A 26,465-nucleotide genomic window follows, 5' to 3' on the forward strand; every position below is an offset into this window, starting at 1 on the left:
GCAGGATGGAACGCATGGATGAGCGTCCGGTGGAGCGCAGCGACGGGGGTGCAATTTGGGCTAACCGTGCGGCCAGCGCCGAAACGGCTGTGACCAATCGGCATATCCGGCGGCTCTGGGGGATGCCCGGCACCCAGCTGGGCGTGGTCGCCTGGCCGTCGACGCGGGCCGACCGGCTGTTCAAGAGCTGGGATTATTGGTGGCAGGCGCACCTGCTGGACTGCTTGATCGACGCGCAGTTGCGCGACCCGCAGGAGCACCGCGTCGCTCGCATCAGCCGTCAGATTCGCGGACACCGACTGCGCAACAACGGGGCCTGGACCAACAACTACTACGACGACATGGCGTGGATGGCGCTCGCGCTGGAGCGCTCCGGCCGGCTGGTCGGCGTGGCGCGGCCCAAGGCGCTCAAGACGTTTGCCGACCAGTTCCTCCAGGCCTGGGTGCCCGAGGACGGCGGCGGCATTCCGTGGCGCAAACAGGACCAGTTCTTCAACGCCCCCGCCAACGGTCCGGCCGGCATCTTCCTGGCTCGCCACGACCGTTTGCGGCGGGCGCAACAGATGTCCGACTGGATCGACGACACGCTGATCGACCCCGACACCCACCTGGTGTTCGACGGCATCAAGGCCGGCTCGATGGTGCGCGCCCAGTACACCTACTGCCAGGGCGTGGTGCTGGGCCTGGAAGTGGAACTGGCCGTGCGCACCGGGGATTCGCGGCATGTGGAGCGGGTGCACCGTCTGGTGGCGGCGGTCAAGGAGCACATGCTCGACGAAGGTGTGATCAGGGGAGCGGGCGGCGGCGACGGTGGCCTGTTCGGTGCCATCCTGGCGCGCTACCTGACGTTGGTGGCCACGACGTTGCCGGGCGGTTCCGAGGACGACGAAACCGCCAGGGCCACCGCCCGCGAGCTGGTCCTGAAATCGGCTGAGTCGGCATGGGACTACCGGCAGACCGTCGACGGCGTCCCGCTGTTCGGTGCGTTCTGGGATCGCGCCGCCGAGCTGCCGAAGGTCGCCGGCGAGAAGGCGAAATCTGTTGACGGCGCGGTGAACTCGTCCGATATCCCGGAACGGGACCTCTCGGTGCAGGTGGCCGGCTGGATGCTGATGGAAGCGGCCTACACGCTGACCGAGTCCTGACTACGACTTGGGCGCGGACTGACGGCAGTACGCGGTGATGGCGATCCCGCCGAACTTGATGGCGTCCCTGTCGGACAGGTTGGAGTTCTTCTTCAGGTAGGCCAGCGCGTTGTTGACGTTGCCGGAGCCCAGCGCGCCGCAGGTGCCGTGGGCGAGCTTGATCGCCGTGCTGTCCGGCATGCTGAGGCCCTTGTCATGGATGGCTTGCAGGAACACCGGGTCCATCTGGTCGTCAGCCTGCGCCGGGGCGGCCAGCACTCCGGCAGCCGCTGCGGACGTGAGTGCCGCGAGGAGGGCCGCGGCGCGCGTGGACTTCATTCTGGATCCCCTATGGACTCGGTTTGCTGTCAGGCTACGCGACGCCCGCTGATCAGGGGGTGGAGTCTTGTCGAAGAGGACAGGAATTTATTCAGAAGCGTCAGCGTCGTATACTTAGTCACGCTTATTGCATATTGCATTTTTTGTTATTTCGGAGGTTGGCTATGGCCACGTTCAAGAAGATTGTGCTGACTACCGCATTTGCCGCGAGCCTCGGAGCTGGCGTTTTGGGTCTGGGTGCGGGCATTGCCGCAGCTGCGCCGGTTACCGATCCGGCCGTCATCCCGATGGACCGCGGCGGCCACGGCCACGACGACTGGTATGACCACCCCGGCCGGGGTTGGGGCGCCCCGGGCTGGCGTGGTGATGGCTGGGATGGCCCCCAGGTGTACGTCAATCTTCCGTGCGTGACCGGCCCCGCCGGAATCGTCACCGTCTGCCCGTAGCTCTTCGGCGCTGACGATTCATCTCCTTCGCACTGGGTAACCCCTGGCGTTGTACCGCCAGATATCCAGATGCGAAGGAGGAGAACGTTGGTTCGCAAGAGTGTCGTGATCTGCGTGGTGGCCGTAGGGCTGGCCGGCTGTACGACGCATCGGTCCGAACCCGACGTCGGGTCGCCGAGCGCAGCGCTACCGGCGCCGCAGGTCTTCGTCGACGGGCAGCCCCGGCCCGTGATCGGCGGTGTCACCTGTCACCAGGCGGGTGACAACGTCACGATCGGGATCGGCGACATGTCCAACGGGGTCGGTGCCGTTGTGAGCACGAGCAACCCGCCGCGGGTCCGCAGTGTCGGGCTGGGCACGGTGGACGGTGTTGCGCTGGGCTACACGAATGCCGACCCGGGCCAGGCGAACAACGTCGCCGCCGCGGTGCAGGGCCGGTCGTACACCATCAAGGGCACAGCCACGGGCAGCGACCTGCGAGACCTGCGGTCGCCGCAAGAGGTGAACAGGACGTTCCAGATGGACGTGACGTGCCCGTAGCACCAAGATGATTGCTCGTGACCGCGCCGGCTGAGGATGCATCGCATCGAGTAACGCTGGGCACGGTGCTACGAGAGTGGGGCACCATCGGGTGCATCGGTTTCGGCGGCCCGCCCACACACATCAAGCTGCTGCGCAGCCTGTGCGTGGAGCGGCGCCGCTGGATCGGTGCCACCGAGTTCGAGGACGCCATCGCGACCTGCAACCTGCTGCCCGGGCCGGCGTCGACGCAGCTGTCGATCTACTGTGCCTGGCGAGTGCGCGGTCGGTTGGGCGCGCTGGTCGGTGGTGCCGCGTTCATCGTGCCGGGGCTCATCGTCATCCTGGGGCTGGCGGCACTGTTCCTGGCGGGCTCACCGCCGCGGTGGGTTCTGGCCGCGGGTGCCGGCGCGGGTGCCGCGGTGGCCGCCGTCGCTGTGCATGCCGGGGCAGCGCTGATCCCGGCGAGTTGGCAGCGTCGCACCAGTGCCGTCCGGTGGATGCTGTACCTCGTGCTGGGTGCGCTGGCCGCGGCCCTGCTCGGGCCGTGGCTGGTTGTCGTGCTGTTGGCTTGTGGCGTAATGGAATTGGCGCGGACCACGACGCTGCCCACATCCAGCGCGCGCGGCATGCCGGTGCTGGCGTTCCAGACCCTGACATTGGGCACGTTGGGTTCGTTGTGCTGGGTGGCGTTGAAGGTCGGCGCGCTGTCGTACGGCGGTGGGTTCGTGATCATTCCGCTCATGCAGGCCGACGCTGTCGACCACTACCACTGGATGAGCGGGCCGCAGTTCCTCAATGCCGTTGCGCTGGGCCAGATCACGCCGGGGCCGGTGGTGCAGACCGTCGCCGTCGTCGGCTACGCCGCCGCGGGGTTGATCGGCGGGGTGCTGGCGTCGGTGGTGGCGTTCAGTCCGTCATTCCTGTTCATCCTGTTGGGCGCCAAGCACTTCGACCGGATTCGCGGCAACGACTACGTGCGCGCATTCCTGGACGGTGCGGGCCCGGCAGCCATCGGGGCGATCCTCGGTTCGGCGGTACCGCTGGCCATGTCGATCAGCGAGGCGTGGCAGTACGTGGTGCTGGCTGTGGCGGTGGTCGCGGTGTTCAGTCGGCTGAACGTTGTGATCACCTTGCTGCTGGCCGCGGTGGCCGGCGTGCTCGCCACGGCACTCGGCATGCCGTTGCCCGGTTGACCGGCTACTGCCGCGGGATGCCTTGCCGCAGCAGTTCGTGGGTGCTGGCAGTCGGCGCGGTCAGCCACAGGCGCAGCAGGTGCCGGCGTTGGCTGGGATCGGCATGATCGGTGTACTGCTCGCGGGAATGCAGCACGGTGGCGTTGTTCAGGAGCTGGACGTCGCCCGGCTCGAAGGTCATCTGGATGTGGAAGTCCGGATCATTCGCGATCGTTTCGAAGAGCGCGAGCGCTTCCCTCTGGTTGTCGGTGAGCCGTGGTGCGTCGGGGTGTCGCTGTGAGTCGCGGATGTACCAGGCGATGAAGAAAACCCTTGGAATGCCGTCGATGTCGGTGATCGGTGGGAGTTCGAAGAAGCCGGGCTGGCCGTGGGGTTGTTCGTTGTTACGGTCCCATGGCATGGGTCCGTACATCACGTCGACCAGATGCGGTGCGCGCCGCAACGCTTCGTTGTAGACCGCGTGGGCGCTGACGATCTTCGACTCACCACCAGCGAGAGCTGGATGCAGACAGAGCAGGCCGACGAGATCCGAACCGTCGCTGTGGAAGTCCTGTCGCTGATTGGTCCGGTACTTGCGAACGCTCGGATCGGGTCGCAGCTGTTCGTCGCGAATATGGGTGAGCACGTTGGCGTCTCGGTCCTGGCCGACCGGTGTGCCGAGCAACGTACCGAGCGCGAGATAGGCTCGTTCGATTTCGTCTGCCGAGAGTTCGTCGATGGGGAACGAGCGCAGTCGTAGGAACCCCGCGCCGTGCTGGAGCACGGTTGTCCAGTGCGCGGCCGCGTCGCGGAAGTGGTCGGCGAGGGCTGCGGTGTCGCCTCGGCCCGCGGCGACGAGGGCGGTTCGGTCCGCCGGCGTGAGGTCCACCGACCACGTGCTCTCGATCGGGAAATCGGTTGGCGTCCATATGGTTGCGGATTCGGCCGGGACCGGTGCGCGCATGTCAGCAGCAGTTCGGGTCGAGTACCCGGCACAGCGCGGCGAGCGCATCGCGGCGGGGTGTGTGGTGCACGTTCATGCCCTGTCGTTCGGAGGTGACGAACCCGGCGGAACGCAGCTGGCCGAGGTGGTGGCTGACGGTCGATTCGGCCAGGCCCACCGCGGCGGCGAGCGAGCCGGTGGTGCACGGCTCGCCGCAGGTGAACAACAGCGACATCAGTTTCACGCGCGCCGGGTCGGCGAGCGCCTTGAGGCGCATGGCCAGGTCGAGTGCGGCGTCGTCGTCGGTCGGGCTTGCGGCCACGGGCGCGCAGCACAACGGCTCGGACATGTCGATGACGGGCAGTGCCTTGGGCATGGCATCGATGGTACCCCAGCTTGTTGACATATATCGAAAAGGTGCGTAGAACAGTCTTGCACGCAGATTCGACATACGTCACATACCCCAGGAGGTCTGCAATGTCTCGTGTCCAGCTGGCTCTGAACGTCGACAACCTCGACGAGTCGATCGCCTTCTACCGCAACCTCTTTGGCGCCGAGCCGGCCAAGGTGAAGCCCGGCTACGCGAACTTCGCGATCGCGAACCCGCCGCTCAAACTGGTGCTGCTCGAGAACCCGGGCCACGGTGGCTCGATCAACCACCTGGGTGTGGAGGTCGAATCAAGCGACGCCGTGCACACCGAGATCACCCGCCTGAGCGAGGCGGGAATGTTCACCGAAGAGGAGATCGGGACCACCTGTTGCTTCGCCACGCAGGACAAGGTCTGGGTGACCGCACCCGGCGGCGAACGCTGGGAGGTCTACACCGTCCTGGCCGACAGTGAAACCTTCGGCGCCGCGCCGAGCGGATCAGATGATGCGGTGTGCTGCGGGGCGCAGGCATGACGCAGACCGCTGACGCCGCTCCGGCGACAGCTCGACTCTCGACGCTCGACCGGTATCTGCCGGTCTGGATCGGGTTGGCGATGGCGGCCGGGCTCTTGCTCGGCCGCTGGGTCCCCGGACTGGACGTCGTGCTGGAAAAGGTTCAGGTGGATGGCATTTCGTTGCCGATCGCGCTGGGCCTGCTAGTCATGATGTACCCGGTGCTGGCCAAGGTCCGGTACGACCGGCTCGACACCGTCACGTCCGACCGCAAGCTGCTGCTGTCCTCACTGGTGCTGAACTGGGTGCTCGGGCCGGCGCTGATGTTCGCGCTGGCCTGGCTGTTCCTCGCGGACCTGCCCGAGTACCGGACCGGACTCATCGTTGTCGGCCTGGCCCGCTGCATCGCCATGGTCATCATCTGGAACGACCTGGCGTGCGGTGACCGGGAGGCTGCAGCTGTTCTGGTGGCGCTCAATTCGGTGTTCCAGGTACTGATGTTCGCGGTGCTCGGCTGGTTCTACCTGTCGGTGCTGCCGGGCTGGCTGCACCTGCCGCAGACCGCGATCGCGACCTCGCCGTGGCAGATCGCGAAGTCGGTGCTGATCTTCCTCGGCATCCCGCTGGCTGCCGGCTACCTGTCGCGCCGGCTCGGCGAAAAGGCCAAGGGCCGCGCCTGGTACGAGTCCGCGTTCCTACCCCGGATCGGGCCGTGGGCACTGTACGGGTTGCTGTTCACCATCGTGATTCTCTTTGCGCTGCAAGGGCATCAGATCACCACCCGCCCGTGGGACGTCGCCCGCATCGCGCTCCCGCTGCTGGTCTACTTCGCGATCATGTGGGTCGGTGGCTACGTGCTGGGAGCCGTCCTCGGACTCGGCTACGAACGCACCACGACGCTGGCGTTCACCGCGGCGGGCAACAACTTCGAACTGGCCATCGCCGTGGCCATCGCGACGTGGGGCGCGACCTCCGGGCAGGCCCTGGCCGGCGTCGTCGGGCCGCTGATCGAAGTGCCGGTGCTGGTCGCGCTCGTCTACCTGTCGCTGGCACTGCGGCCCCGATTGAGGAGTAACCACCGATGAGCCCGAAACCCAGCGTCCTGTTCGTCTGCGTCCACAACGCGGGCCGGTCGCAGATGGCGGCCGGGCTGCTCACCCATCTGTCGCAGGGGCGCATCGAAGTACGTTCTGCGGGAACGGCACCCGCTGATCAGATCAACCCGGTCGCTGTCGCGGCCATGGCAGAACTCGGCATCGACATCACGGCCGAAGCGCCCAAGGTGTTGACGGCGGACACCGTGGAGTCCAGCGACGTGGTGATCACCATGGGCTGCGGCGATACCTGCCCCTACTTTCCGGGGGTGTCCTACCGCGACTGGAAACTCGATGACCCGGCGGGGCAGCCCATCGAGGCCGTCCGGCCCATCCGCGACGCCATCGCCGACCGGGTTCGGAACCTGGTCGACGAGTTGCTGCCCGGCTAGCCTCCCGGAGCCAGGCCCGGGTTCATCACCACGGGCGGAAGCGGTGCCACGGAGGTCTTGCTGGTCGGTGGCGGCGTGCTCTTGGGGATGTCGATGGTGCCGGTGTACTCGCCGTCGGTGTATTGATCGCTGTGCCAGCCGCCGTCGACGTCTTTGTAGTCACAGCTGGAGTACCGGTGCCCGCCGGAGGATGAGGTGTTGTATGTGCCACCGGCATCCTTGCATTCGGCTTTGATGGTGCCTTCGGGGATGGCGTCCGCGACCGGCGCGGTGAGCAGGAACGCGCCGAAGGCGAAGGGAACCGCCGTCCACCGGAAGCGAGGTCGAGTGCCTTTGTGACTGATGGTGAGTTCGGCCATGGTCATCGCCCTTTGGGTTCTCTGTTGAACCAATTATCGCCCCGGAACGGCGGAATGCCAGCTCTCCAGGCGAGATTGCCCAGGTATCTTGCCGCGGGCGGCTTCGCTGACCGCTAGAAGTCGCCGGGAATCTGGCGGTGCGAATCGTAGCGGGTGTGAAGAAAATTCGGGTGAGCAGCACCGCGGCGCTGTCGATGGGAGCTGAGCGGCACCAGGGAAATCCGGTCCAGCAGCGCACGCACGGCGGTGTCGTCCTTCGATGTGCCCGTGCACTCGACGCGTCCCAGTAGCCAGATGATCGGGGCCAACGACTGGTGCTCGATGACGCCGGGCGGCAGCTCGCCGCGCCAGCTGGGCCCGGTGATGACGTACGTCTGCGGTTCGGTCCATGCGACGTGTTCTGCCGCGTCGTCGAATACGTCCGCCCTACCGGACAGCACCTGGAACAGGTAACGGTGGTCGGGGGCCTCCGGCAGCGTCAGTACCCAGGGCTCGGTGTTGACGTCCAGAAGCCGGTCGACATACAGGGCTCGCGAGCGCTTGCGCATCCGCAGCAGTTGCTGCATGGGCGAGGTGATGGGCACGAGGCGGTCGGCCTCTTGATGCTGATCGTCGTCTGCCGGGTGCGCGCGAGGCCCCCACGGGTGCGTCAGGATCAGCACCGCGGCCAGCGCGATGGCCACCGATCCGCACCAAGGGAGAATTTCGGCTGACATGGCTGCCGTACTCCAATCTCGTTGTGGCCCAGCTCCATCACCTGGCAGAGCGTGTGCACGGTCGGTCGCCGCGGGCCGGAATCGGTCCGCTCATCCCACTGTGCAGGACAGCGCTGCCCGAAGTCTTGACATCTAGAGACTGATTCTTGACAGTTCGGGACAGCGCCATCCGAGGTGCTAACAGGGGGCTCCGGGCGGTGTGTAGTACGGCACGCCTTCGTCGGTGTAGCACGGCACCTCCCCGGCGACGTACGGAACGTGGGCCGCGGCGATGGCGGTACCCACGGCGACGTCGCCCGCGATGTTGGTGCAGCCGCCGGCAGAGAAGTGGCGCCCGCCGGCGCTGGCGCAGACGTCGGCGCCGGCAGTGGGGGCTACCAGCAATGGCGCCACGGTCAGGGCGCCGGCCATCAGCGGGACGGACAGCAGCGCGGTGATGCGCGGGGTCATTGTGCTCCTCGAGGTGGTGGGGTGGACAAGCTTTGAATGTTTGCTGGATGGCCGGTGCGCCCGGGCAGCGACCTGCGGCTCGACGCTGTGCCGCCCGTACTGCTTGTCGTGGGGATTCGACTGTGCTGCACTGCACCGGTTTGTGTCTTGACATTTCGCGACATCTTTTTGACAGTTAGAGACATGTCGGTCATCCGGGGGACGGCACTCACCAACTTTGATGTGTTGGTTGCTGAATTTGGTGGCGACGGTGCCGCGCTACTGGCTGCCGCCCACGTCCCGTTGGACGACTTCGGTCGTCACGACCGCTTCATCTCTCTGGAGAACGCCATCCAGGCCGTCGAAACTGCCGCGCGTGTTCTGCAGGTGCCCGATTTCGGCCGCCGACTGGCGCTGCGTCAGAGCATCGAAATCCTGGGCCCGGTCGGTCTGGCAGCCCGCAACGCTTCCGACGTGGCTGAGGCATTCGTCATCTTCGACAAGTTCATGGCCGCCTACAGCCCCGCGATCAGTGCCCGCATGATCCCCGCCGCCGATGCCGGCCAATACCGCTTCGCTTTCGAATTTCTGCTGGACCCCGCGCCGCCACAGGTGCAGGCCGTCGAGCTGTCCCTCGGCGTGGCGTTGCAGGTGCTACGGCAGTTCCTCGGCGCCGACTACCGCCCACTCGCGGTGCACATACCCCACGCCGCGTGCGGCCCGGTAGGCGAGTATCGGACCTACTTCGGCTGCCCACCGTCCTTCGGTGAGCCGGTCGCCGGGTTCGTGGTCCGCGCTTCAGATTTGGAGCGGCCGCTGCCCACCGACCGGATCGCGCATCAGACGGCCATGGACTACCTGATCAGCACCATCGGCGAATCTGAGCCTGCCACAACACAATTGGTCCGTACCCTGGTCCGTCAGCTGCTGCCGGGCGGAGCGGTCGGGCTGCCGGACATCGCCCGTCACGTCGGGCTGCATCCGAAGACGCTGCAGCGCCGCCTGTCGGCCGAAGGTGCAACCTTCGCCGACCTTGTCGATCAGACCCGCCGCGACACCGCGCAGCGGCTACTGCTCGATACCGAACTGACCCTCGACCAGCTCTGCCGAAATCTCGGATATGCCGAGCAGAGTGTGCTCACCCGGTCGTGCAAGCGGTGGTTCGGCACTACGCCCACCGCTTATCGAAGCCGTGTCCACAAGCAGTAGCCGGAGAACTCGACGGACGACGCAGTCGGTGCGACGTCGAAGTGCAGCGTCTGGTCCGGTGCTCCGTCGGTCACCAAGGGCGCGCCGACCACACCGGCGCTGACGACGATGCGTTGCGCGACGTGACACTGGTTCCCCGGGGCCAGTGGGGTGCCACTCCACTGGCCGGACAGCAGGTTCGGATTGCGCATGCCCTGACCGCGCAGCGCGATGACGGGACCGGTGCTCCACCACCGGTCGCTGGGTTGGGCGGGTAGCGCGACCGCCTGCCAGCGTCCTTCGTGGCACTGCAGCGGGGTCTTGGCTCCCGATGTCGGCGACGGCGTCGTCGGCATGGTCGTGGCCTCGTCGGCAGTCGGTGGGCACAATTGATCCTGTTGTGGTGCAACAGGATCAGCGGAGGCCAGGGGCGCCAGCGCGGTCGCCAGGGCGACAGCGGCAGCGGTCAGGGCGGTCCCACGGATCACGGCTACAGCTTGGTCAGATCGGTTTTCATGAGCATGACGTTGTACTCACTCCACAACGACAGATTCCAGTACAGATCGGTGCCGGTACCCAGCGTCGACGGCGACCAGGGCTGCATCATGGGCGCATAGATACCGCCATTCTGCTGCGGCATCAGCACTGTCGCCGCCGACCAGGTGCCTTCCGGGCGGTCGGCGGTGCGCAACACGATGTTGTTGAACTGGTCGCCGTAGAGGGTGACGTACTTGCCGAGCGTCGGGTTGTACTGCACCGACATCTCGCTGACGTGGTTGCCGGGCTTGCCGACGCCGCACGCCCCGGTGTCCTTGCCGAACACCACACCGGCTTTCGCCGGATCCTTGTACCAGCCCTGCTTGACCGCACCGATGCCGAACCAGCCGCCCGCAGTGCCCTTGTTGTAGTACTCGTACTTGGAGACGTCGAGAATGTCGGCCTCGGCCACCCGCGACACGTAGGCTGCTCCGCCACGCCCGTTCGGGGTGCCGTACGAGTAGACGTAGCCGTCACCGGGACGCACCAGGGCCGCCTGCTGGAAATTGGCGTTGCCGCCCCAGTTCTGCCGGACACTCTTCGGGGAGATGTACCAGTTCTCGCCGTTGTCGGTGGAGTAGGCGATGGCCGAGTAGTTCGTCGTCCACTGGCCGGGCGAACCCCACTGCTTGACCGACATGAAACTCAGGTACTGCGTGGCGCCGTACTGTGTGCCCGGGGTCGGCACCGAGATGCCCGACGTCGGGATCAGCGTCACCCCGGAGGGCAGGCCGGCCGGGAGTCGCTCGGGCAGGATGATCTGGCGCGAGTACGTCTCTCCCCACAGGGGTGAGCCGCCGAACATGTTGCCGTTCTTCCACTGGCCGTCCGGGATCGCCATACCGTCGGACAGGTCGGTGTCCGACGTGCGGAACAGGATGTTGTTGCGCCAGGTGCCGGTCATGTCGGGGCCGCTGAACGTGTCCCCGAAGGCGATCAGCACCTGGTGTTCGTTGATCGGGGTGTTGGGATCGTCGGCAATTCCGTTGTCCCACATGGTGCCGACGTCGGTGCCCCAGACCCCGAACCGGTTGTAGGTGTCGTTGGGGGCGAAGTTCCCGCTGACCCAGTCGACGAAACTGGTTGACGCACTGAACTGTTGGCCTGGCTTGGGCCAGTCCGGTCGGGGATTCATCACCGCGGTGAGCGCGGCCACCGGATTGCTCAGCACCTGCCCGGTGGTGGTGAGGGCACTCACGACGTTCTGCGGCTTGATGGCCGTCAGGAGGTTGTCGAGTTCGCGCCGGGCGAAGGCCAGCACGGTCCATGCCAGGGTGGGCTGGTTGGGGCCACCTGTCGGGTTGAACGCCCAATTCAGTGCGCCGGAAACAGCTTTCATCACGGCAGCCACCGGGTTCAGCGTCTTGGCCGAGGGTGCGGTGACGTTCGGCGTGAGCAGGTTGGTCGTCGCGGCGACGGGCGTCGGCGAGGTGTTGACCGCGCTGGTGGTGACCTTCAAGGCCGTCGGCGCGACGGCAGCCACGCTGACCGGCTTGGGTGCGGCGGTCTTTGGGGCGGTGGGCGTCAGCCGCGGGGGCGTCGGGGTTTTCGGCGGTTTGGCGGTCGGTGGTTGCGCGGGATCGTTCGCGGTGTTGTTCTTCGGCGGGTTCGAGCGGTCGCGGTTCTTGGCCGGTTTGTCTGCCTTGTGCTTGTCGGGCTTGGTTTCGGTGGCGGGGTCAGCCGGGGTGACAGTGTCGTCGGTGGCCGGTTCTTCGACGTCGTCCTTCGCGGGCTTGGGCTTGCCACGTCGCGGCTTGGTGGGCTTGCCCGAAGTGCCAGGAGCCCCGGCGTTTTCGCCAGGCGCGGAAGCCGCGGGCGGGCCCGTGGGTGCACCTGACTCGGTCTGGTCGGCCCAGGCGACGCCCTGGCCGGATGCGATCGCGGTCCCGATGCCGAGCGCGACGGCCAGCCTTCCCACCCGGCCGACGTATCTGGCGGCGCCCATCGTGATCTCCTGTCGTTCCAGCAAATATCCATGGAACAACATCGGCACGGGCCGCGGGAGGGTTTACGCGGGGTTGTGTCCGTCTCGATATCTCAGCCGAGCAGGCCGGCCTCGCGCAGTGCGTCCTCGTACAATTCGATGGCGTGGTCGATGCCGTCGTCGACCCAACTGTCGACGAAAGCCACGCGGTCGGCGATCAGCTGGATGCCTGTGGCCCAGCGCTCGAAATCCCCGTTGTGGCGCAGATTGTCGATCTGCTGGCGCGTTCCCTTGATGTGGATGAAGCCGCCCAACTCGGTGGTCTGCGGGCGCAGGACCGTGACGTCGAAACCTTCGATTCCGCCGTCGTCGACGAGCTCCTGCAGATAGCCGCGAGCGTTGCGCAGAGCGGCGAGGGCTTGGAGTTCACGTCCCTGAGTGGGCAGACCCCATGCGATCCAGATTCCGGTATCGGACATGGCGCCCTACGCTACGCGCGCACCCGCAATCGGCGGGGAAGGCGCGGGCGTCGCAGCGTGCGCGCCACCCATTCACCGAGAGTCACCCCGGCCGCCAGCGTGCAGCCGACGACGAGCGCGGTGAACAGGTTGTCGATGGCCGCCAGGGTCTGGCCGGCCATGATCTCGGCCAGTCCGCGGTAGACCGCGAGGCCCGGCACCAGCGGGGTGATACCGGCGACGGCGACGATGATCGGCGGGACCACCGCGCGCCGGGCCAAAAGGCCACCGGCGAGGCCGACGACCGTGGCGGCGACCGCGGAGGCGACGATCGGGCCCAGGCCCGCGTTCAGGATGGACCCGACCAGACCGGCTCCCACCGCTCCTGCTGCGAACGATGTCGCCAGCGCCTTGAGCGAGGCATAGCTGGCGAGCGCGAACGCCGCGGATGCGAGGCCACCGGTGAGCACCATGATCGGCAGGGGCGCGTAGGGGAACACCTCCTGTTGCATGGGCGGCAGGCTCGCGCCGAGCGCGGCGGTGAGCCGCAGCGCGATGCCGACGCCGCCGACCAGACCCGCGGTGAAGACCATCACCTCGATGAAGCGGCCCGCCGCGGTGACGGGCGCCCCGGTGATGGCGTCCTGCACAGAACCGACCAGGGACAGGCCGGCCATGAGCACGATGATGCCGGACACGATCATGCGGTACGGCGCGACGACGGCACTGTGTTCCATGGCCAGCTTGTAGATGAACGCGGCCGGCACCGTCGCCATGAAACCGCCCATGACCTGCTGGAAGAAATACGGCAGGCCGAGCTTGCCGAGTGCGACGTTGGTGCCGTAGATCGCGGCGGTGGTGAAGAACGAGACGATGGCGAGCGTCGGGCTGCCGCCGAGCATGAGCGTCACCGCCGCGGCCATGAGGGCCCAGCCGGACAACGCGACCTTGCGTGAATAGGGATGGTCGGCAGCGACGATGCGGTCCAGGGCCGCCCGCGCGGGCCTGAGGCCGAGGTGTCCGCGGGCGATCCCCCGAAGCAGCGCGTCCACCTGTTCGAGGCGCGTGTAGTCCAACGAGCGGTATTTCACCGTGCGCATGTAGTTGGTGGGCGGCAGGCCCGGACCGCGGCGCGCCGACACGTGGATGGCGTTGTAGGTGACGTCGACGGCGCAGTCGGGTAGGCCATAAGTGGCGGCGACGAACGCGATCTGCTTGCTGGTGTCGATGGCGCCGGTACCGGAATCGAGCAGCACCTCACCGACGTTCATCGCCAACTCGACGACCTCTGTGACGGCGCGTTCGTCGCTCAGGTCGATGGCCTGTTGTGGCGTGATGACGGGCAGGCCTGCGGTATCGGCGGTGGACGGCCGGTCACCGAGAAGTCGTCGGCGGGCGGCGGCGACGCGATCACGCACTGTCACACCAGAATCGTAGGTCCCAGCTCGGCGGCCCTAGTACGACTGCCCGTTGGCGTACCGCTCGCGACGGAAGTGGCGGCCGTTGCCGCGGTTGCGGCTCTTATACGTCGGCAGCTGTGAGTCACAGTTGGGGCAGACCAGCCGCAGGTTCTCCCGACGGTTGTTCGTCGGGTCGCCGTCGATGTGATCCAGTACCAACGCCAGCGGCAGGTCTTGCCAGGTTGTTCTGCCGGTGCAGATTGCACAGCAATCAGATTGAGCATCGAGAAGATATTCCCGAATGTAGTGACCTTGGTGGCTATCGATTCGCCCGATACCTGTTTCGAGCCACCGTTTCGTGCTGGCGTCGCGGCGAGCCGATGCCTGGCAGGCGTTGCCGCAGTAGATCTTCTGACTGCGCCTCATGAGCGGAGTGCCACAACCACGGCATGACCTCATGAGCAGACGTTACGACGAGCCACCGACAAGTGGTCGCGTCGTGATGGAGCCCCCTATCGGGATTGAACCGATGACCTACATATTACAAGTATGTTGCTCTACCACTGAGCTAAGGAGGCATGCGGTTCGAGAAGGCTCGAACCGCATCGAATCCTAACCTGTGCTCGGTCCCGGTTGCTCTTGGCCGTTCGCGTCGACGGCTCTCTGGGCGGCTCGGGCCGCAGCCCGCTTGCCGCGCTGGCGGCTCAGCGGGATGCGGCCGGCGATGTTGCTCAGCGGATTCACCGCGTCGTTGAGGACGAGCACCGCGTCGTACAGCTTGTCGACGGTCGGGGCGAGCCCGGCGAGCACGGGCGCCAGCTGGTTGAGGTTGTCGACGACGTCGTTCAACTTCATCAGGGCACCGTCGGGTCCGGTGAGGACATCGATGGCGCCGCCCTCGTCGAGCAGTCGTTCGGCGATACCGCCCTCGCTGAGCACGCGGTCCACCAGGCCACCGTCGGCGAGCATCTTGTCGACCGGCCCGCCGTCCCCGAGCAGGCGATCGGCGATGCCTTCCGGTCGCAGGACCCGGTCGACCACGCCGTTGTCGGCCAGCAGTCGGTCGGCGATACCGCCCTGTCCGACCAACCGATCAGCAATCCCCTCCGGGCGCAGGACCCGGTCGACGATGCCGCCGTCGGCGAGCATCTGATCCACGACGCCGCCTTCGGCGAGTCCACGGTCGGCCACGCCGCCCGGGGCGAGCACCCGGTCGAGGATGCCGTCAGTGGACAGCACGCGGTCGACGACACCGCCGTCGGCGAGGACACGGTCGGCGGGGCCGCCCGGTTCGAGCAGGCGGTCGAGGATGCCGCCCGTGCTGAGCAGTCGGTCGACGACGCCGCCGTCGGCGAGAACGCGGTCGGCCGGTCCGTCTTTGGCGATCAGGCGGGCGGCGATGCCGTCTTCGCTGAGTACCCGGTCCACGACGCCTTCGGGCGCGAGCACCTGCTCAGCGAAACCGCCTGGGGCGAGGACTCGGGACAGCGCACCGTCGTCGGATGTCAACTGGTCCAGCAGGCCGCCGTCGAGGGTCAACTGGTCGATGACGCCTCCGGGTGCCAGTGCCCGTGTCACGGCGCCGCCCTCGGCGGTCAGGCGGTCGAGGATGCCGCCGTCCTGGCTGATCTGGTCGACCAGACCACCCGGGCGGAGCAACCGGTCGAGCACGCCGCCCGGTGCGAGCGCGCGGCCCAGCGGAGCGTCGTCGTCGACCAGTCGGGTGAGGCGGCCGGCCCGGCTCAGCGTGTCATCGAGGCCGAGCATGGACATGACGGGCGAGCCTGCGGTGGTGTCGCCGAGCGCGTGTTGCACTGTCGACAGCGCGCCGCCGGCAATTTCGAGACCGGCGCTGGCGATCTTGAGTGGCGTCGAGGCCAAGTCTGACAGGGTTTTACCCAAATCCATCGGCCAAGTGTATGGCGCCGATCACATCTGATGTTGCTGATGGTGCGACAGGCCTGGCAAACAGCACCACGACTCACAGTATGTTCACAGCCAGTGGGCAGGGAGGATTTAAGGGGTGCGAGGACCATGGCTGCATGGCTATGGCTGCACTACCTGAGGCGACGCCCGAAGCACGGATTCTCGTCGTCGATGACGAGGCCAATATCGTCGAGCTGCTCTCGGTGAGCCTGAAGTTCCAGGGCTTCGAAGTGCACTCCGCGTCCAACGGCCCCGCCGCGCTGGACAAGGCCCGCGAGATCAAACCCGACGCGGTGATCCTCGACGTGATGATGCCCGGCATGGACGGCTTCGGCGTGCTGCGCCGGATGCGCGCCGACGGCATCGACGCGCCGGCCCTGTTCCTCACCGCCCGCGACAGCCTGCAGGACAAGGTGGCCGGCCTGACGCTTGGCGGCGACGACTACGTCACCAAGCCGTTCAGCCTGGAAGAGGTCGTGGCGCGGCTGCGGGTGATCCTGCGCCGCACCGGCCGTGGTGTCGAAGAGCCGCGCAGTGCCCGGCTGACGTTCGCCGACATCGAACTCGACGAGGACACCCACGAGGTGTGGAAGGCCGGCGAACCGGTTTCGCTGTCGCCCACCGAGTTCACGCTGCTGCGCTACTTCATCATCAACGCGGGCACCGTGCTGTCGAAGCCGAAGATCCTCGACCACGTGTGGCGCTACGACTTCGGCGGTGACGTGAACGTCGTCGAGTCCTATGTGTCGTACCTGCGGCGCAAGATCGACACCGGCGAGAAGCGCCTGCTGCACACCCTGCGGGGCGTGGGTTACGTCCTGCGCGAGCCGCGGTGATGAGCGCTCGCGCGAAGAACAGAGTGCGCCGATGAGCGCTCGCGCGAAGAACAGAGTGCGCCGATGAACGCTCGCGCGAAGAACAGACGGCGCTGAGACATTTTTGGGCGGGCATCGCCAACAATGGAGTGATGACACGCCGACTGGGCGAGCGCAGTGACGGGAGATGGCGCGGTACCCGCGGCATTCCGCTGCGGGTGGGCCTGGTCGCCGCGACGGTACTGCTGGCGGCCTGCGGTCTGCTGGCCTCTGGCGTCGCCGTCACGTCGATCATGCAGCACAGCCTGATCAACCGCGTCGACGAGACGCTGCTGGACGCCTCGCGCAGCTGGGCGCAGGAACCGCGGCGGATGCCGGCCACCCCGATAGAAGGCCCGAACCCCGCGCGGCCACCGTCCAACTTCTACGTCCGCGGCATCGACCCCGACGGCAGGGTGTGGATCGCCGTCAACGACAACGACGCGCAGCCCGCCCTGCCGGAGAGCAATGACGTCGGCCCGGTGCCGACGACCGTCGGCTCGATCCACCATTCCGATGTGAAGTGGCGGGCCATGACGGTCCGCGGCCCGGCCGGTGAATTGACGACGGTCGCTATCGACCTGTCCGACGTCGCGTCGACGGTGCGCGCGCTGGCGTGGTCGCAGGTCGGCATCGGCGCCGCGGTGCTGTTGATCCTGGGCATCGCCGGCTACGTCGCTGTGCACCGCAGCCTGCGGCCGCTGGACGAGGTGGAACGTACCGCCGCGGACATCGCTTCGGGTCAGCTCGACCGCCGTGTTCCCGAGCGGGACTCACGCACCGAGGTCGGCCGATTGTCGTTGGCGCTCAACGGAATGCTCGCGCAGATTCAGAACGCGGTCGCCTCGTCGGAGCAGTCGGCGGAGACGGCGCGTACCTCCGAGGACCGGATGCGCCGCTTCATCACCGACGCCAGCCACGAGCTGCGGACGCCGCTCACCACCATCCGGGGTTTCGCCGAGCTGTACCGGCAGGGCGCCGCCAACGACGTCGAGATGCTGATGAGCCGCATCGAGAGCGAGGCCAGGCGCATGGGCCTGCTGGTCGAGGACCTGCTGCTGCTGGCCCGGCTGGACCAACAGCGGCCACTCGAGCAGCGCCCCGTCGACCTGCTGATCCTGGCGGCCGACGCCGTGCACGACGCGCGGTCCATCGCGCCGCAGCGGACGGTGAAGCTCGAGTTGCTGGACGGGCCGGGCACGCCGGAGGTGCTGGGTGACGAGGCCCGGCTGCGCCAGGTGCTGGGCAACCTGATGATGAACGCCGTGCAGCACACCCCGGAGTCCGGCGGCATCACCGTTCGCGTCGGCACGGTCGACGGCGACGCGGTACTCGAGGTGTGTGACCAGGGGCCGGGTTTGTCGGCCGAGGACGCGCACCGCATCTTCGAGCGCTTCTATCGCACCGACTCGTCGCGCACCCGGACCAGCGGCGGCACCGGGCTGGGGCTGTCGATCGTCGACTCGCTGGTGCGGGCGCACGGCGGCGTCGTCACCGTCACCACCGCGCCGGGGCAGGGCTGCCGATTCACCGTGCGCCTGCCACGGGTCGGCGGCGCGGCCGGCTCAGCCGATTTTGCCGACTCAGCCGGCGGTGCCGAGGGCAGCGATGATCTTGGCCTGAGCCTCATCGAGTGACTCGGGGGACGGGTTGCGGTCGACGTTGGCGAACCCGAAGTCGGACAGGTTGCGGGCCGGGAACACGTGCACGTGCAGGTGCGGCACCTCGAGCCCGGCGATGATCACGCCGGCCCGCTCGGTATCGAAGGCCTGACACACCGCGCGGCCGATCTTCTGCGACACCGCCATGACCTTGTTGAACAGCTCGGGATCCAGGTCCTGCCAGTTGTCCACCTCGGCCCGGGGCACGACCAGGGTGTGGCCCTGGGTCATGGGCTCGATGGTCAGGAACGCGACGACGTCGTCGTCCTCGTAGACGAATCGGCCCGGCAGGTCGCGGTTGATGATCATGCTGAAGACGGTCGGCATGGGCCCAGCCTATTGCTCGACGCGGGTGCCGGATAGCCAGGGATCGATGTGCGTTGCGAAGGGGCTGTCGCCGATGGTCTCGTAGTCCTGCTGAAAAGCGTCCGCCGTCAAGTGCTTTCGCGGATTCCGGCCCGTCCCGATGAAACCGGCGAGCTCGAAGTCGAGGGCGCGCGACAGCGACTTGTTGCCGCCGAAGTAGACGGCGCGCTTGACGGCCGCGATGGCGTAGGGGGAGCGGCGGGACAGTCTTTCTGCGGTGGCGCGTACGTCGTCGAGCAATCCCTCGGCGGGGGCGAGCCGGTGCACGACGCCCGCGTCGAGGGCTTCGCGCGCCGTCAGCGGGCGGCCTTCCAGCATGTGCTCGAGTGCGGCGGCCATGCCGAGCATGGCCGGAAGTCGTTGACTCCCACCGCCTCCCGGCACCAGGCCGGCGAGAATCTCGATCAGGCCGATGCGGACGTGGTCGGCGTCGGCCGCGATGCGCAGGTCGCAGAAGAGTGCGAGCTCGAAGCCGCCGCCGAGGGTCGTGCCGTTGATGGCGGCGAGGTACACGACGCCAGACCGGTTCATCCGGGTGATGGTGCGCTTGAGGATGGCGCTGTAGGCGATACCGGTGCCCCAGTCGCCGCCGCGGATTTCGGTGGCCTTCAACAGGGCGGGGACGCGCATGGCGGCGTTGTTGAGCTTGATGGACCAGGCCACCGCGCGCGACGGCAGCGGCGGCGTCTCCATCTGGAAGAACAGCTGCACCTGTTCGGGTTCGGAGTGCGAGATGAACTTGTCACCGGTGCCCGTCAGGACGACGGCGCCGACCGACGGGTCCCGATCGGCGGCGCGCGTCAGCTTGTCCATGTCCTTGACCAGGCGCAGTGACAGGAACTGGTTGGGCGGGTCGTCGAACCGCGCGGTGAGGACACGGCCGTCCTGGTGCAGCGTCAGGGTTTCCAGGTGCAGATCGACGGTGCGTACCGGGGAACGTCGGGGCACGGTGGCCTTCCTAGGAAGTCGTCTGGACCAGGGCCGGGATGGGCCCATCGGGAACGATGGTCAGCGGGGCGGTGATGGGGAACGTCGATTCGCGCGACGTCAGGCGGCAGTGCCGGACGATCGAGGCCAGCTCCAGGGTCGCGGCGGTCAGGGCGAAGAACTCGCCGATGCAGGAGCGCGGTCCACCGCCGAACGGCAGGAACTGCCATTGCATCCGCGAGCGGCCCGCGCTGAACCGGTCCGGATCGAATTCCAGTGGGCGGTCCCACAATTGCGGATCCCGGTGCATGGCGTAGACGCCGACCATGAGCATGCTGCCCGCCTCGACGCGGAAGCCGTCGATCGCCATGTCCTGCCGGGCAATGCGCATCACGGCGGGTGTCGGGCCGCCCAGGCGCAGGGCCTCCTGGATGACGCTGACGGTGTACGGCAGGTGGCTGCGCGGGTTGGTGCGCAGGGCGGCCTCGTCGACCGCGGACACCTCGGCCGCGACCCGGTCGTAGATCTCGGGATGGCGGCCCAGTTCCCACAGTGCGTAGGCCAGCGTCGTGGCGGTGGTTTCCAGCCCCGAGGCCAGGAAGATGACGAGCTCGTGGCAGATGTCCTCGTCGGTCAGCGGCTCCCCGGTCTCCGGGTCGCGGGCCTCCATCATGGCGCGGACCAGCGGAGCGCTCAGCTGCGGATCAGCACGGCAGTCGTGCAGGATCTGTGCGGCCAGGTCGTGCGCCACCTTGTTGAACCTGACCGCGAAGCGGCGCTCCTTGGTCGGCAGCCAGCTGGGCGGCTTCACCGGAGCGCGGCCGCGGTCGGCGATGTACTTGCTGATCCGGCGCAGCGGCTCCACCAATTCGTCTGTGTAGGAACCGGGTTCGAATCCCATGATGGTGCGGCCGAGAACCCGCATGGTGATCCGGCGGCTCTCCTGGTCGAGGTCGATCTCGGTGCCGTCGCGCCATGAGGTCGCGGCGTCGGTGGCGATGTCGTACATCTGCTCGTTGAGTTCGGCGATGCGCGCGGTGGTGAACACCGGCTGCAGCATGCGGCGCCGCCCGACCCACTCCTTGTGGCTGAAGTTCAGCAGCGAGCCGCCGTTGAGCTTCTGCTGTTCGGTCATGAACGGGAAGTCGCGGTCGACGGCGGGGAACGTGGCGGTCAGGACGTCGCGCGCACCCTGGGGTGAGGTGACGACGACGATGGGCGGCATCATCCACTTCGGCGCGATGCGCACCGTGGTGACCGGGCCACCGGCATCCCTGAATGTCTCACAACCGCTGTGCGCCACCTGGATTGCTGCGATGCGCTCGCGCAGGCTCAGCGGGGTGTCGGGGGCCAGTGGCAGGTCAGTTGTGGCGGTTGACACTGTCGTCTCCTGGTCAGATGTCGTACCGGACACCGGTGTGGTGTTCGGCGGCAACCCAATTCGCGGTCATCAGCGTCTGGTCGGTGGCGGCGCGACCGGCCTTGGCCGGGGCCGGCAGCCCGCGCATCCCGAAGAACCGGTCGGGCCCGTAGTAGCCGCCGCCGGCCACCTCGTCCGCCGCGGCGGCGTAGGTGATCGACAGGGCCGCGACGTCGGCCGGCTGGCCGATGGTCCGGCACGAGGCGCGCCACGAGACGTCGCCCCACTTGCGGCCCGAGTGCATGCCCGCGTCGGTGTCGGCCCAACCCGGTTGTGCGGATACCGATTTCAGTGTGCTGCCGGCGGCGGTGAGTCGGCGCTGCAGCTCGTTCGCGAACAACAGGTTGGCGAGTTTGGCTTGGCAGTACCCGTCGAACGCGGAGTACTTCCGGGTGCGCCACCCGGGATCGGCGGGCGCGAGCTTGCCGAAGCCGGGCCGGCCGACGAACTCGTGCGCGCGGCTGGTGACCACCACGACGCGGTCGCTGACACGGTCCAGGAGCTGGCCCACCAACGCGAAATGTCCGAGATGGTTGATGCCGGTGTGCAATTCGAAACCGTCGGCGGTCAGGCCGTACGGCACGTGGCACACCCCGGCCAGCGCGATGACGGTGTCGACGGGCCCGCACGATGCCGCCGCGGACTTGATGGAGTCGAGACTGGCCAGGTCGAGATTCAGAGTCTGTGCGGCAGGCCCGATTTCGGCGGCGAGTGCTTCGGCCTGTGCGGGACGGCGGCAGGCCAGGACGACCTGCGCTCCGGCGCCCGCCAGATGCCGTGCGGTGGCGGCACCGAGACCGCCATTGGCTCCGGTGATCAGGACCGTCCGGCCGGTCTGGTCGGGAATGTGGGCGGCGAGCCAGTCTTTCGCGGCGCCGGCGTCGATGGACCGCGCCATCTAGCCGCGGGCCCACTTGGGCTGGATGAAGACGCCCTCGGCTTCGATGGTGACGCCCTGGTCGTCGGCGATGTGGGCGACGCCGTACGCCTTGAAGCCCTCGGTGCGCACGATGCGGGCCTCGGCCCGCAGCTTGCCCAGCGGGGTGGGGCGCACGTACTTGACGTTGATGGTGCCGGTGAACCGGGTGGTGCCGTCGTTGGACGCGACCTCACCCAGCACGTGGTCGAGGATCATGGCGCAGACGCCGCCGTGCGCGTGGTTGGGCGGGCCCTCGTAGGCCGCGCCGAGGGAGAACTCGGACCACACGTAGTCGGTCGCCTCGAGGACGACGGTCAGCGGCGGGGCGACCGGGTTGCGCAGTCCCACAACGGCATTGGTCCAGGGCAGCCATTCGCCTTCGGTGGTGAAGCGCAGGCCCCACGTCTTCTCCAGCTGCTTGGAGCGCAAACGTGCGGTGGCGGACTCGATTTCGGCTTGCGCGGCCGCGATGACGTCGGCGTCGGCGTCGCTGCGGGCGGTCGCCTCCATCAGGTCGCGGACCGATTGGGTGAGGGGCTCGAACACGGCGCGGAGGCGTTCTGCTTCCTCGGGGCTGAGGGTGTCGGTGGTGAAGTCGAGCATTTCGCTACTAGAACATGTTCTACCGGATGCTGTCGAGTCCTGTGTTTGCTGTATTGGTGGCTGAACGTTTGCCATGCTCTGTGGTTGGGGTGACGTCGCGGCGTGGTCCGTGCGTCGAATCGGGTCGCTGTGCGACGGCGTCCGAATCTGCGTCATCGCTTGTGCGGCAACGCCGTTCCGGCTGTGACCGGGGTTACACAATGCATCTTCCGGGCCAATAATTGAAACAAGTTCTAACTAGTTCGCTAAATTCATAATTAACGCTCTTGACGTGGATATTTACGCCGATGGAATATAGACCGCACTCGAAATACGTGCTACAAACTATTGCCGTTAGTTGCTGATATCAGCACAACGAAGAACAGCCATGCCGTCATGTCCGCGCGCACTCGACAGTTCTGAGCAGTCCGCGGATTGCGCGGCGCCGCAAGTGGACGTCGTTGCCGAGGAGGGCAAGAACCTTGACCAATCCCGTAGTCGTCGCGTATGCGCGAACCCCGTTCACGCGTTCGCTGGTAGGCGGACTGGCCAACGTTTCCGAGTTCGATCTCGCGAGCACCGTCATCCGCGAGGTGATCGAGCGCGCCGGTGTTGACGCTGAGTTGATCGACAACATCGTGATGGGTGAGGTCCTGCAGGGCGGCGGCTGCATCGCGCGGTACTCGGCCCTCGACATGGGGCTGCCGCTGGACACTCCCGCGGTGGCGGTCGGAGGGTGGTGCGCGTCGGGAATGATGGCGATGCACCAGGCGGTGGCGACCATCAAGGCCGGCATGGGCAAGTGCGTCATCGCCGGCGGCCTGAATACGCCCTCGGCGTCACCGCTGGCCGGTCCGCATTTTGCGGCCACCGGTATCACCGACACCAAGATCGCCCCGATGCATCCCGGCATCGGTGAGATGCCGGCGCTCGACCTGGCCCGCACCCTCGGCGAAGGCACCGCGCGGCAGTTCGGACTGACCCGCGAAGAGGTCGACGAATGGTCGGCCCGGGCGCACACCCTGGCCTCGGATGCCATCGACGGCGGCATCCTGGATGTCGAGAAGGTCGCCGTAAAAGTCGATGGCGTAGAGGTTTTCGCCGACGAACTACCGTGCCGCGAATTCAACATGACGAACCTGTCGGCGCTGACGTCGTTCCTCGGTGAGGACTGCACGGTGACGCCGGGCAACCAGACGGGCCTGACCGACGGTGCCGCCGCCATGATGATCTGCGACCCGGACTTCGCGGCATTGCACGGCCTGGCCCCGTTGGCGGAGATCGTCGGCTGGTCGGTCGTCGGCTCGGAGCCCGAGCGCGCCACCGACGCGGCCATCACCGCCACCCGGCGCGCTCTCGACGGCGCCGGCATCAGCACCGAGGCCGTCGATCTCTACGACGTCCACGACTCCTACGCCTCGATCGGCATCGCCTACGAGCGCTCGCTGAACATCAGCCGCGACCGGCTCAACGTGCACGGCGGCGGCCTGGCGCTCGGTCACCCGTACGGCGCGTCCGGCACCCGCGTGGCCGGCACGTTGATCAATGAACTGCAGCGCCGCGGCGGTGGTATCGGTGCCGGCGCGATCGTCAGCGCGGGCGGCCTGGGTGCCGCCGTCGTGCTCAACGTCTTCCCGAAGGCTGCGTGACCCGGGCGATGCTCGATCTGATCTCGCGCGTCGTAATCGCCGCGCCCAAACGGATTCTCGTCGCCACCGTCATGCTGATGTCGGTCTTCGGCATCCTGTCCGCGCCCGTCGCGGACATGCTCGGCGCCGGTGGCTTCACCGACCCCGATGCCCAGTCGAACCGCGCCAACAAGGTGCTCACGGAAGAGTTCCACCGTGGCTTCGTGAACCTGAATCTGTTGGTGCAGGCCGGTGAGAAGGGGGCCCCGGTCACGTCGGCCCCGGTGCGGGCTCAGGTCGACCGGTTGGTCACCGAGCTGCGCGGCACCGAACACGTCGCGCGGGTGCTGTCGCCGTTCGAGGCGCCCGATCCGGTCGCGGCCGGCCTGGTGAGCAAGGACGGGCGCTCTGCCCTGGTCATCGCCTTCATGGACGGCAACGAGACCACGGGCATCGCATCCTCGACCAAGCTGGTGGAACGCTATGTCGGGCAACGCGATCCAGGCCTCACCATCTCCGCGGGCGGCCCGGGAGCCGTGTACTCCGCGGTCAACGAGCAGAGCCGGCACGACCTGACCCTCAGCGAGGCCATCGTGTTGCCGCTGACGTTCCTGGTCCTGGTGTGGGTCTTCGGTGGCGTAGTGGCGGCCCTGGTGCCGCTGGCGGTCGGGGCCTTCGCGATCTCGGGTTCGGTTGCGATCCTGCGGGTTCTGGCCGAGTTCGTCGACGTCTCGGTGTTCGCACTGAACCTCGCCGTGGCGCTGGGCCTGGCTCTGGCCATCGACTACTCGCTGCTGCTGGTGAGCCGGTACCGCGAGGAGATCGGTGTCGGCTCCCATCCCGACGAGGCCTTGCGGCGCACCATGCGCACCGCGGGCCGCACGGTGGTGTTCTCGGCGGCGACGGTCGCGCTGTGCCTGGCCACCATGGCGGTGTTCCCGATGTACTTCCTGCGGTCGTTCGCGTACGGCGCGGTGTCGGTGGTGGCGATGGCCGCGCTCGCGGCCCTTGTCATCACGCCGGCTGCCATCCGGGTCGCCGGTAAGCGGATCGGCAAACCGGGCCAGCGCGGCCCACTCACCGAATCACGTTGGTACACCTGGACGCACGCCGTGATGCGCCGGCCGCGCATCGCGGCAGCCGTCACCCTGATTCCGCTCGTCATCGTCGGGCTGCCGTTCCTCAACATCAAGTTCGGCTTCCCCGACGACCGCATCCTGCCGACCACCTCGTCGGCCAGGCAGGTGGGCGACCACATGCGCAGCGACTTCACGCAGGACGCCGGGCTGCCGGTGCACATCGTGCTGCTGCATGGCAACGGGTCGCGTGACAACGCCGCCATCGACGCCTACGCCGCCGAGCTGTCCAAGGTGCCGACCGTGGTGGCTGCAGCCGGGCCGGGTGCCACCTACGCGGGTGGCCGTGCGATCGGTCCCGCCGGGCACGAGGCCGGCACCGGTAAAGACGCCAGCTTCCTGACCGTCACCACGACGACGCTACCGTTCAGCGCGGCGTCCGACGAAGCGCTGGACAGGCTGCACGCCGTGCCGCCGCCGGCCGGGATGACGCCGCTGTTCACGGGGGCCGCGCAGTCCAACCGCGACGGTGTCGAGGCCATCGCCACCCGGGTGCCGACCATGCTCGGGTTGATCGCCGTGGTGATGTTCGTCCTGTTGTTCCTGCTGAGCGGCAGCGTGATCATCCCGCTGAAAGCGTTGGTGCTCAACGCCTTGTCGCTGACCGCGACGTTCGGGGCGCTGGTGTGGATCTTCCAGGAGGGCCACCTCGGCGGGCTGGGGACCACCGTGGTGGGCACGCTGGTATCGACCATGCCGGTGTTGATGTTCTGCGTCGCGTTCGGGCTGTCGATGGACTACGAGGTGTTCATCATCGCCCGCATCCGCGAATTCTGGCTTGCCTCAGACAAATCTGACGCGGCCGGTCGCGAGTCGGTGGCTCTCGGTCTTGCCGGCACCGGCCGCATCGTCACCGCGGCCGCGCTCGTCATGGCCATCACGTTCGCCGGTCTGATCGCTTCGCAGGTGTCGTTCCTGCGCATCTTCGGGTTCGGTCTGGCGGTCGCGATCCTGGTGGACGCCATCGTGATCCGGACCATCCTGCTCCCGGCCGTCATGGTGCTCCTCGGCAAGGCCAACTGGTGGGCGCCCGCCCCGCTGGCCCGGCTGCATGCCCGCATCGGCCTGAATGAGGGTGCACCGGTTATCAATTCGTCAGTTCCAGCGGAAGTCGGGTAATG

General features: G+C 67.4%; 27 protein-coding genes, 1 tRNA gene and 1 pseudogene. 11 read left to right on the plus strand and 18 right to left on the minus strand.

Translation table 11 applies throughout. From position 1 onward, the window contains the following. Positions 1–14: 14 nt before the first annotated feature. The gene (locus EB75_RS12165) at positions 15–1,145 is read left to right on the plus strand and encodes a glycoside hydrolase family 76 protein (RefSeq protein WP_073695694.1); all 1,131 of its coding nucleotides are present in this window, start codon (positions 15–17) and stop codon (positions 1,143–1,145) included. Here EB75_RS12165 and EB75_RS12170 read toward each other — a convergent pair whose 3' ends face one another. Further along, positions 1,146–1,463, minus strand: coding sequence for a DUF732 domain-containing protein (locus EB75_RS12170; RefSeq protein ID WP_073695645.1), 318 nt, complete (start codon positions 1,461–1,463; stop codon positions 1,146–1,148). Between the two features lie 164 nt (positions 1,464–1,627). Between EB75_RS12170 and EB75_RS12175 the strand changes: the two genes are divergently transcribed. The 3 genes from EB75_RS12175 (at position 1,628) to chrA (ending at position 3,624) form a co-directional block, all read left to right on the plus strand. Beyond that, entirely contained in the window at positions 1,628–1,909 is a 282-nt protein-coding gene (locus EB75_RS12175) for a hypothetical protein (RefSeq protein WP_073695646.1), read from the plus strand. Positions 1,910–1,996: 87 nt separating this feature from the next. Further along, a complete protein-coding gene (locus tag EB75_RS12180; protein ID WP_286150160.1) occupies positions 1,997–2,449 on the plus strand; it encodes a lipoprotein LpqH in 453 nt (150 codons plus the stop codon). Between the two features lie 17 nt (positions 2,450–2,466). Further along, positions 2,467–3,624: a chromate efflux transporter gene (gene chrA / locus EB75_RS12185; protein ID WP_073695648.1), complete on the plus strand. Its 1,158-nt coding sequence runs from the start codon at positions 2,467–2,469 to the stop codon at positions 3,622–3,624. A gap of 4 nt (positions 3,625–3,628) precedes the next feature. On the opposite strand, the gene EB75_RS12190 is transcribed toward chrA, so the two are convergent. Together EB75_RS12190 and EB75_RS12195 are read right to left on the minus strand one after the other, a co-directional pair. Then, positions 3,629–4,492 carry a TauD/TfdA family dioxygenase gene (locus EB75_RS12190; protein WP_286150161.1) on the minus strand — a complete coding sequence of 288 codons (864 nt, stop codon included), beginning with the start codon at positions 4,490–4,492 and terminating at the stop codon, positions 3,629–3,631. A 76-nt stretch (positions 4,493–4,568) separates the two neighbouring features. Beyond that, positions 4,569–4,922 (minus strand): Rv2640c family ArsR-like transcriptional regulator, encoded by a 354-nt coding sequence (locus EB75_RS12195; protein ID WP_073695650.1) that lies wholly within the window; start codon positions 4,920–4,922, stop codon positions 4,569–4,571. 101 nt (positions 4,923–5,023) lie between these two features. Between EB75_RS12195 and EB75_RS12200 the strand changes: the two genes are divergently transcribed. After that, positions 5,024–5,449: an ArsI/CadI family heavy metal resistance metalloenzyme gene (locus tag EB75_RS12200; RefSeq protein WP_073695651.1), complete on the plus strand. Its 426-nt coding sequence runs from the start codon at positions 5,024–5,026 to the stop codon at positions 5,447–5,449. Further along, positions 5,446–6,914 (plus strand): annotated as a pseudogene (arsB, locus tag EB75_RS12205) (ACR3 family arsenite efflux transporter). The gene EB75_RS12200 and the pseudogene arsB overlap by 4 nt, the downstream one beginning before the upstream one ends. On the opposite strand, the gene EB75_RS29590 reads toward arsB, so the two are convergent. From EB75_RS29590 to EB75_RS12225, 3 genes are all read right to left on the minus strand, one after another. Continuing rightward, positions 6,911–7,273, minus strand: a complete 363-nt coding sequence (locus EB75_RS29590; RefSeq protein WP_174557659.1) for a hypothetical protein — start codon at positions 7,271–7,273, stop codon at positions 6,911–6,913. The pseudogene arsB and the gene EB75_RS29590 overlap by 4 nt on opposite strands. A gap of 113 nt (positions 7,274–7,386) precedes the next feature. Then, the gene (locus EB75_RS12220; protein WP_083612191.1) at positions 7,387–7,989 is read right to left on the minus strand and encodes a DUF1254 domain-containing protein; all 603 of its coding nucleotides are present in this window, start codon (positions 7,987–7,989) and stop codon (positions 7,387–7,389) included. A 177-nt stretch (positions 7,990–8,166) separates the two neighbouring features. Beyond that, positions 8,167–8,439, minus strand: coding sequence for a hypothetical protein (locus EB75_RS12225; RefSeq protein WP_073695655.1), 273 nt, complete (start codon positions 8,437–8,439; stop codon positions 8,167–8,169). A gap of 183 nt (positions 8,440–8,622) precedes the next feature. Here EB75_RS12225 and EB75_RS12230 point away from each other — a divergent pair, with 183 nt between their 5' ends. Continuing rightward, positions 8,623–9,627: an AraC family transcriptional regulator gene (locus EB75_RS12230; protein ID WP_073695656.1), complete on the plus strand. Its 1,005-nt coding sequence runs from the start codon at positions 8,623–8,625 to the stop codon at positions 9,625–9,627. Here the strand turns inward: EB75_RS12230 and EB75_RS12235 are convergent. The 7 genes from EB75_RS12235 to EB75_RS12265 form a co-directional block, all read right to left on the minus strand. Further along, the gene (locus EB75_RS12235; RefSeq protein WP_083612193.1) at positions 9,600–10,094 is read right to left on the minus strand and encodes a hypothetical protein; all 495 of its coding nucleotides are present in this window, start codon (positions 10,092–10,094) and stop codon (positions 9,600–9,602) included. The two genes, EB75_RS12230 and EB75_RS12235, sit on opposite strands and share 28 nt — an antisense overlap. 2 nt (positions 10,095–10,096) lie before the next feature. After that, positions 10,097–12,088: a glycoside hydrolase family 183 protein gene (locus EB75_RS12240; protein WP_073695697.1), complete on the minus strand. Its 1,992-nt coding sequence runs from the start codon at positions 12,086–12,088 to the stop codon at positions 10,097–10,099. A gap of 92 nt (positions 12,089–12,180) precedes the next feature. Continuing rightward, entirely contained in the window at positions 12,181–12,546 is a 366-nt protein-coding gene (locus EB75_RS12245) for a hypothetical protein (protein WP_073695657.1), read from the minus strand. 11 nt (positions 12,547–12,557) lie between these two features. After that, a complete protein-coding gene (locus tag EB75_RS12250; protein ID WP_073695658.1) occupies positions 12,558–13,949 on the minus strand; it encodes a threonine/serine exporter family protein in 1,392 nt (463 codons plus the stop codon). 30 nt (positions 13,950–13,979) lie between these two features. Continuing rightward, complete coding sequence (locus tag EB75_RS12255; RefSeq protein ID WP_073695659.1) at positions 13,980–14,384, minus strand: HNH endonuclease; 405 nt, start codon at positions 14,382–14,384, stop codon at positions 13,980–13,982. A 44-nt stretch (positions 14,385–14,428) separates the two neighbouring features. Further along, a tRNA-Thr gene (locus tag EB75_RS12260) sits at positions 14,429–14,503 on the minus strand. Positions 14,504–14,537: 34 nt separating this feature from the next. Continuing rightward, the gene (locus EB75_RS12265; RefSeq protein WP_073695660.1) at positions 14,538–15,833 is read right to left on the minus strand and encodes a hypothetical protein; all 1,296 of its coding nucleotides are present in this window, start codon (positions 15,831–15,833) and stop codon (positions 14,538–14,540) included. Positions 15,834–15,967: 134 nt separating this feature from the next. Here EB75_RS12265 and EB75_RS12270 point away from each other — a divergent pair, with 134 nt between their 5' ends. Further along, positions 15,968–16,687, plus strand: coding sequence for a response regulator transcription factor (locus EB75_RS12270; protein WP_073695661.1), 720 nt, complete (start codon positions 15,968–15,970; stop codon positions 16,685–16,687). A gap of 131 nt (positions 16,688–16,818) precedes the next feature. Further along, on the plus strand, positions 16,819–18,342 hold the full coding sequence (locus tag EB75_RS12275; protein ID WP_073695662.1) for a sensor histidine kinase: 1,524 nt from the start codon (positions 16,819–16,821) through the stop codon (positions 18,340–18,342). On the opposite strand, the gene EB75_RS12280 is transcribed toward EB75_RS12275, so the two are convergent. The 5 genes from EB75_RS12280 to EB75_RS12300 are packed head-to-tail and all read right to left on the minus strand — an operon-like array spanning position 18,289 to position 22,601. Beyond that, on the minus strand, positions 18,289–18,693 hold the full coding sequence (locus EB75_RS12280; RefSeq protein ID WP_073695663.1) for an HIT family protein: 405 nt from the start codon (positions 18,691–18,693) through the stop codon (positions 18,289–18,291). The two genes, EB75_RS12275 and EB75_RS12280, sit on opposite strands and share 54 nt — an antisense overlap. Before the next feature lie 9 nt (positions 18,694–18,702). Further along, the gene (locus tag EB75_RS12285; protein WP_073695664.1) at positions 18,703–19,680 is read right to left on the minus strand and encodes an enoyl-CoA hydratase/isomerase family protein; all 978 of its coding nucleotides are present in this window, start codon (positions 19,678–19,680) and stop codon (positions 18,703–18,705) included. A gap of 10 nt (positions 19,681–19,690) precedes the next feature. Further along, positions 19,691–21,040 carry a cytochrome P450 gene (locus EB75_RS12290; RefSeq protein WP_073695665.1) on the minus strand — a complete coding sequence of 450 codons (1,350 nt, stop codon included), beginning with the start codon at positions 21,038–21,040 and terminating at the stop codon, positions 19,691–19,693. 13 nt (positions 21,041–21,053) lie between these two features. After that, positions 21,054–21,977: an SDR family NAD(P)-dependent oxidoreductase gene (locus tag EB75_RS12295; RefSeq protein ID WP_083612195.1), complete on the minus strand. Its 924-nt coding sequence runs from the start codon at positions 21,975–21,977 to the stop codon at positions 21,054–21,056. Next, complete coding sequence (locus tag EB75_RS12300; protein WP_083612197.1) at positions 21,978–22,601, minus strand: PaaI family thioesterase; 624 nt, start codon at positions 22,599–22,601, stop codon at positions 21,978–21,980. It abuts the gene before it with no gap. Between the two features lie 461 nt (positions 22,602–23,062). Between EB75_RS12300 and EB75_RS12305 the strand changes: the two genes are divergently transcribed. Beyond that, positions 23,063–24,229: a thiolase family protein gene (locus EB75_RS12305; RefSeq protein ID WP_073695667.1), complete on the plus strand. Its 1,167-nt coding sequence runs from the start codon at positions 23,063–23,065 to the stop codon at positions 24,227–24,229. Next, on the plus strand, positions 24,226–26,463 hold the full coding sequence (locus EB75_RS12310) for an MMPL family transporter (RefSeq protein ID WP_286150164.1): 2,238 nt from the start codon (positions 24,226–24,228) through the stop codon (positions 26,461–26,463). Before EB75_RS12305 ends, EB75_RS12310 begins: the two co-directional genes overlap by 4 nt. The last annotated feature ends 2 nt before the right edge of the window (positions 26,464–26,465 follow it).

It is taken from the genome of Mycobacterium sp. ST-F2 (assembly GCF_001905655.1).
Classification (GTDB): Bacteria; Actinomycetota; Actinomycetes; order Mycobacteriales; family Mycobacteriaceae; genus Mycobacterium.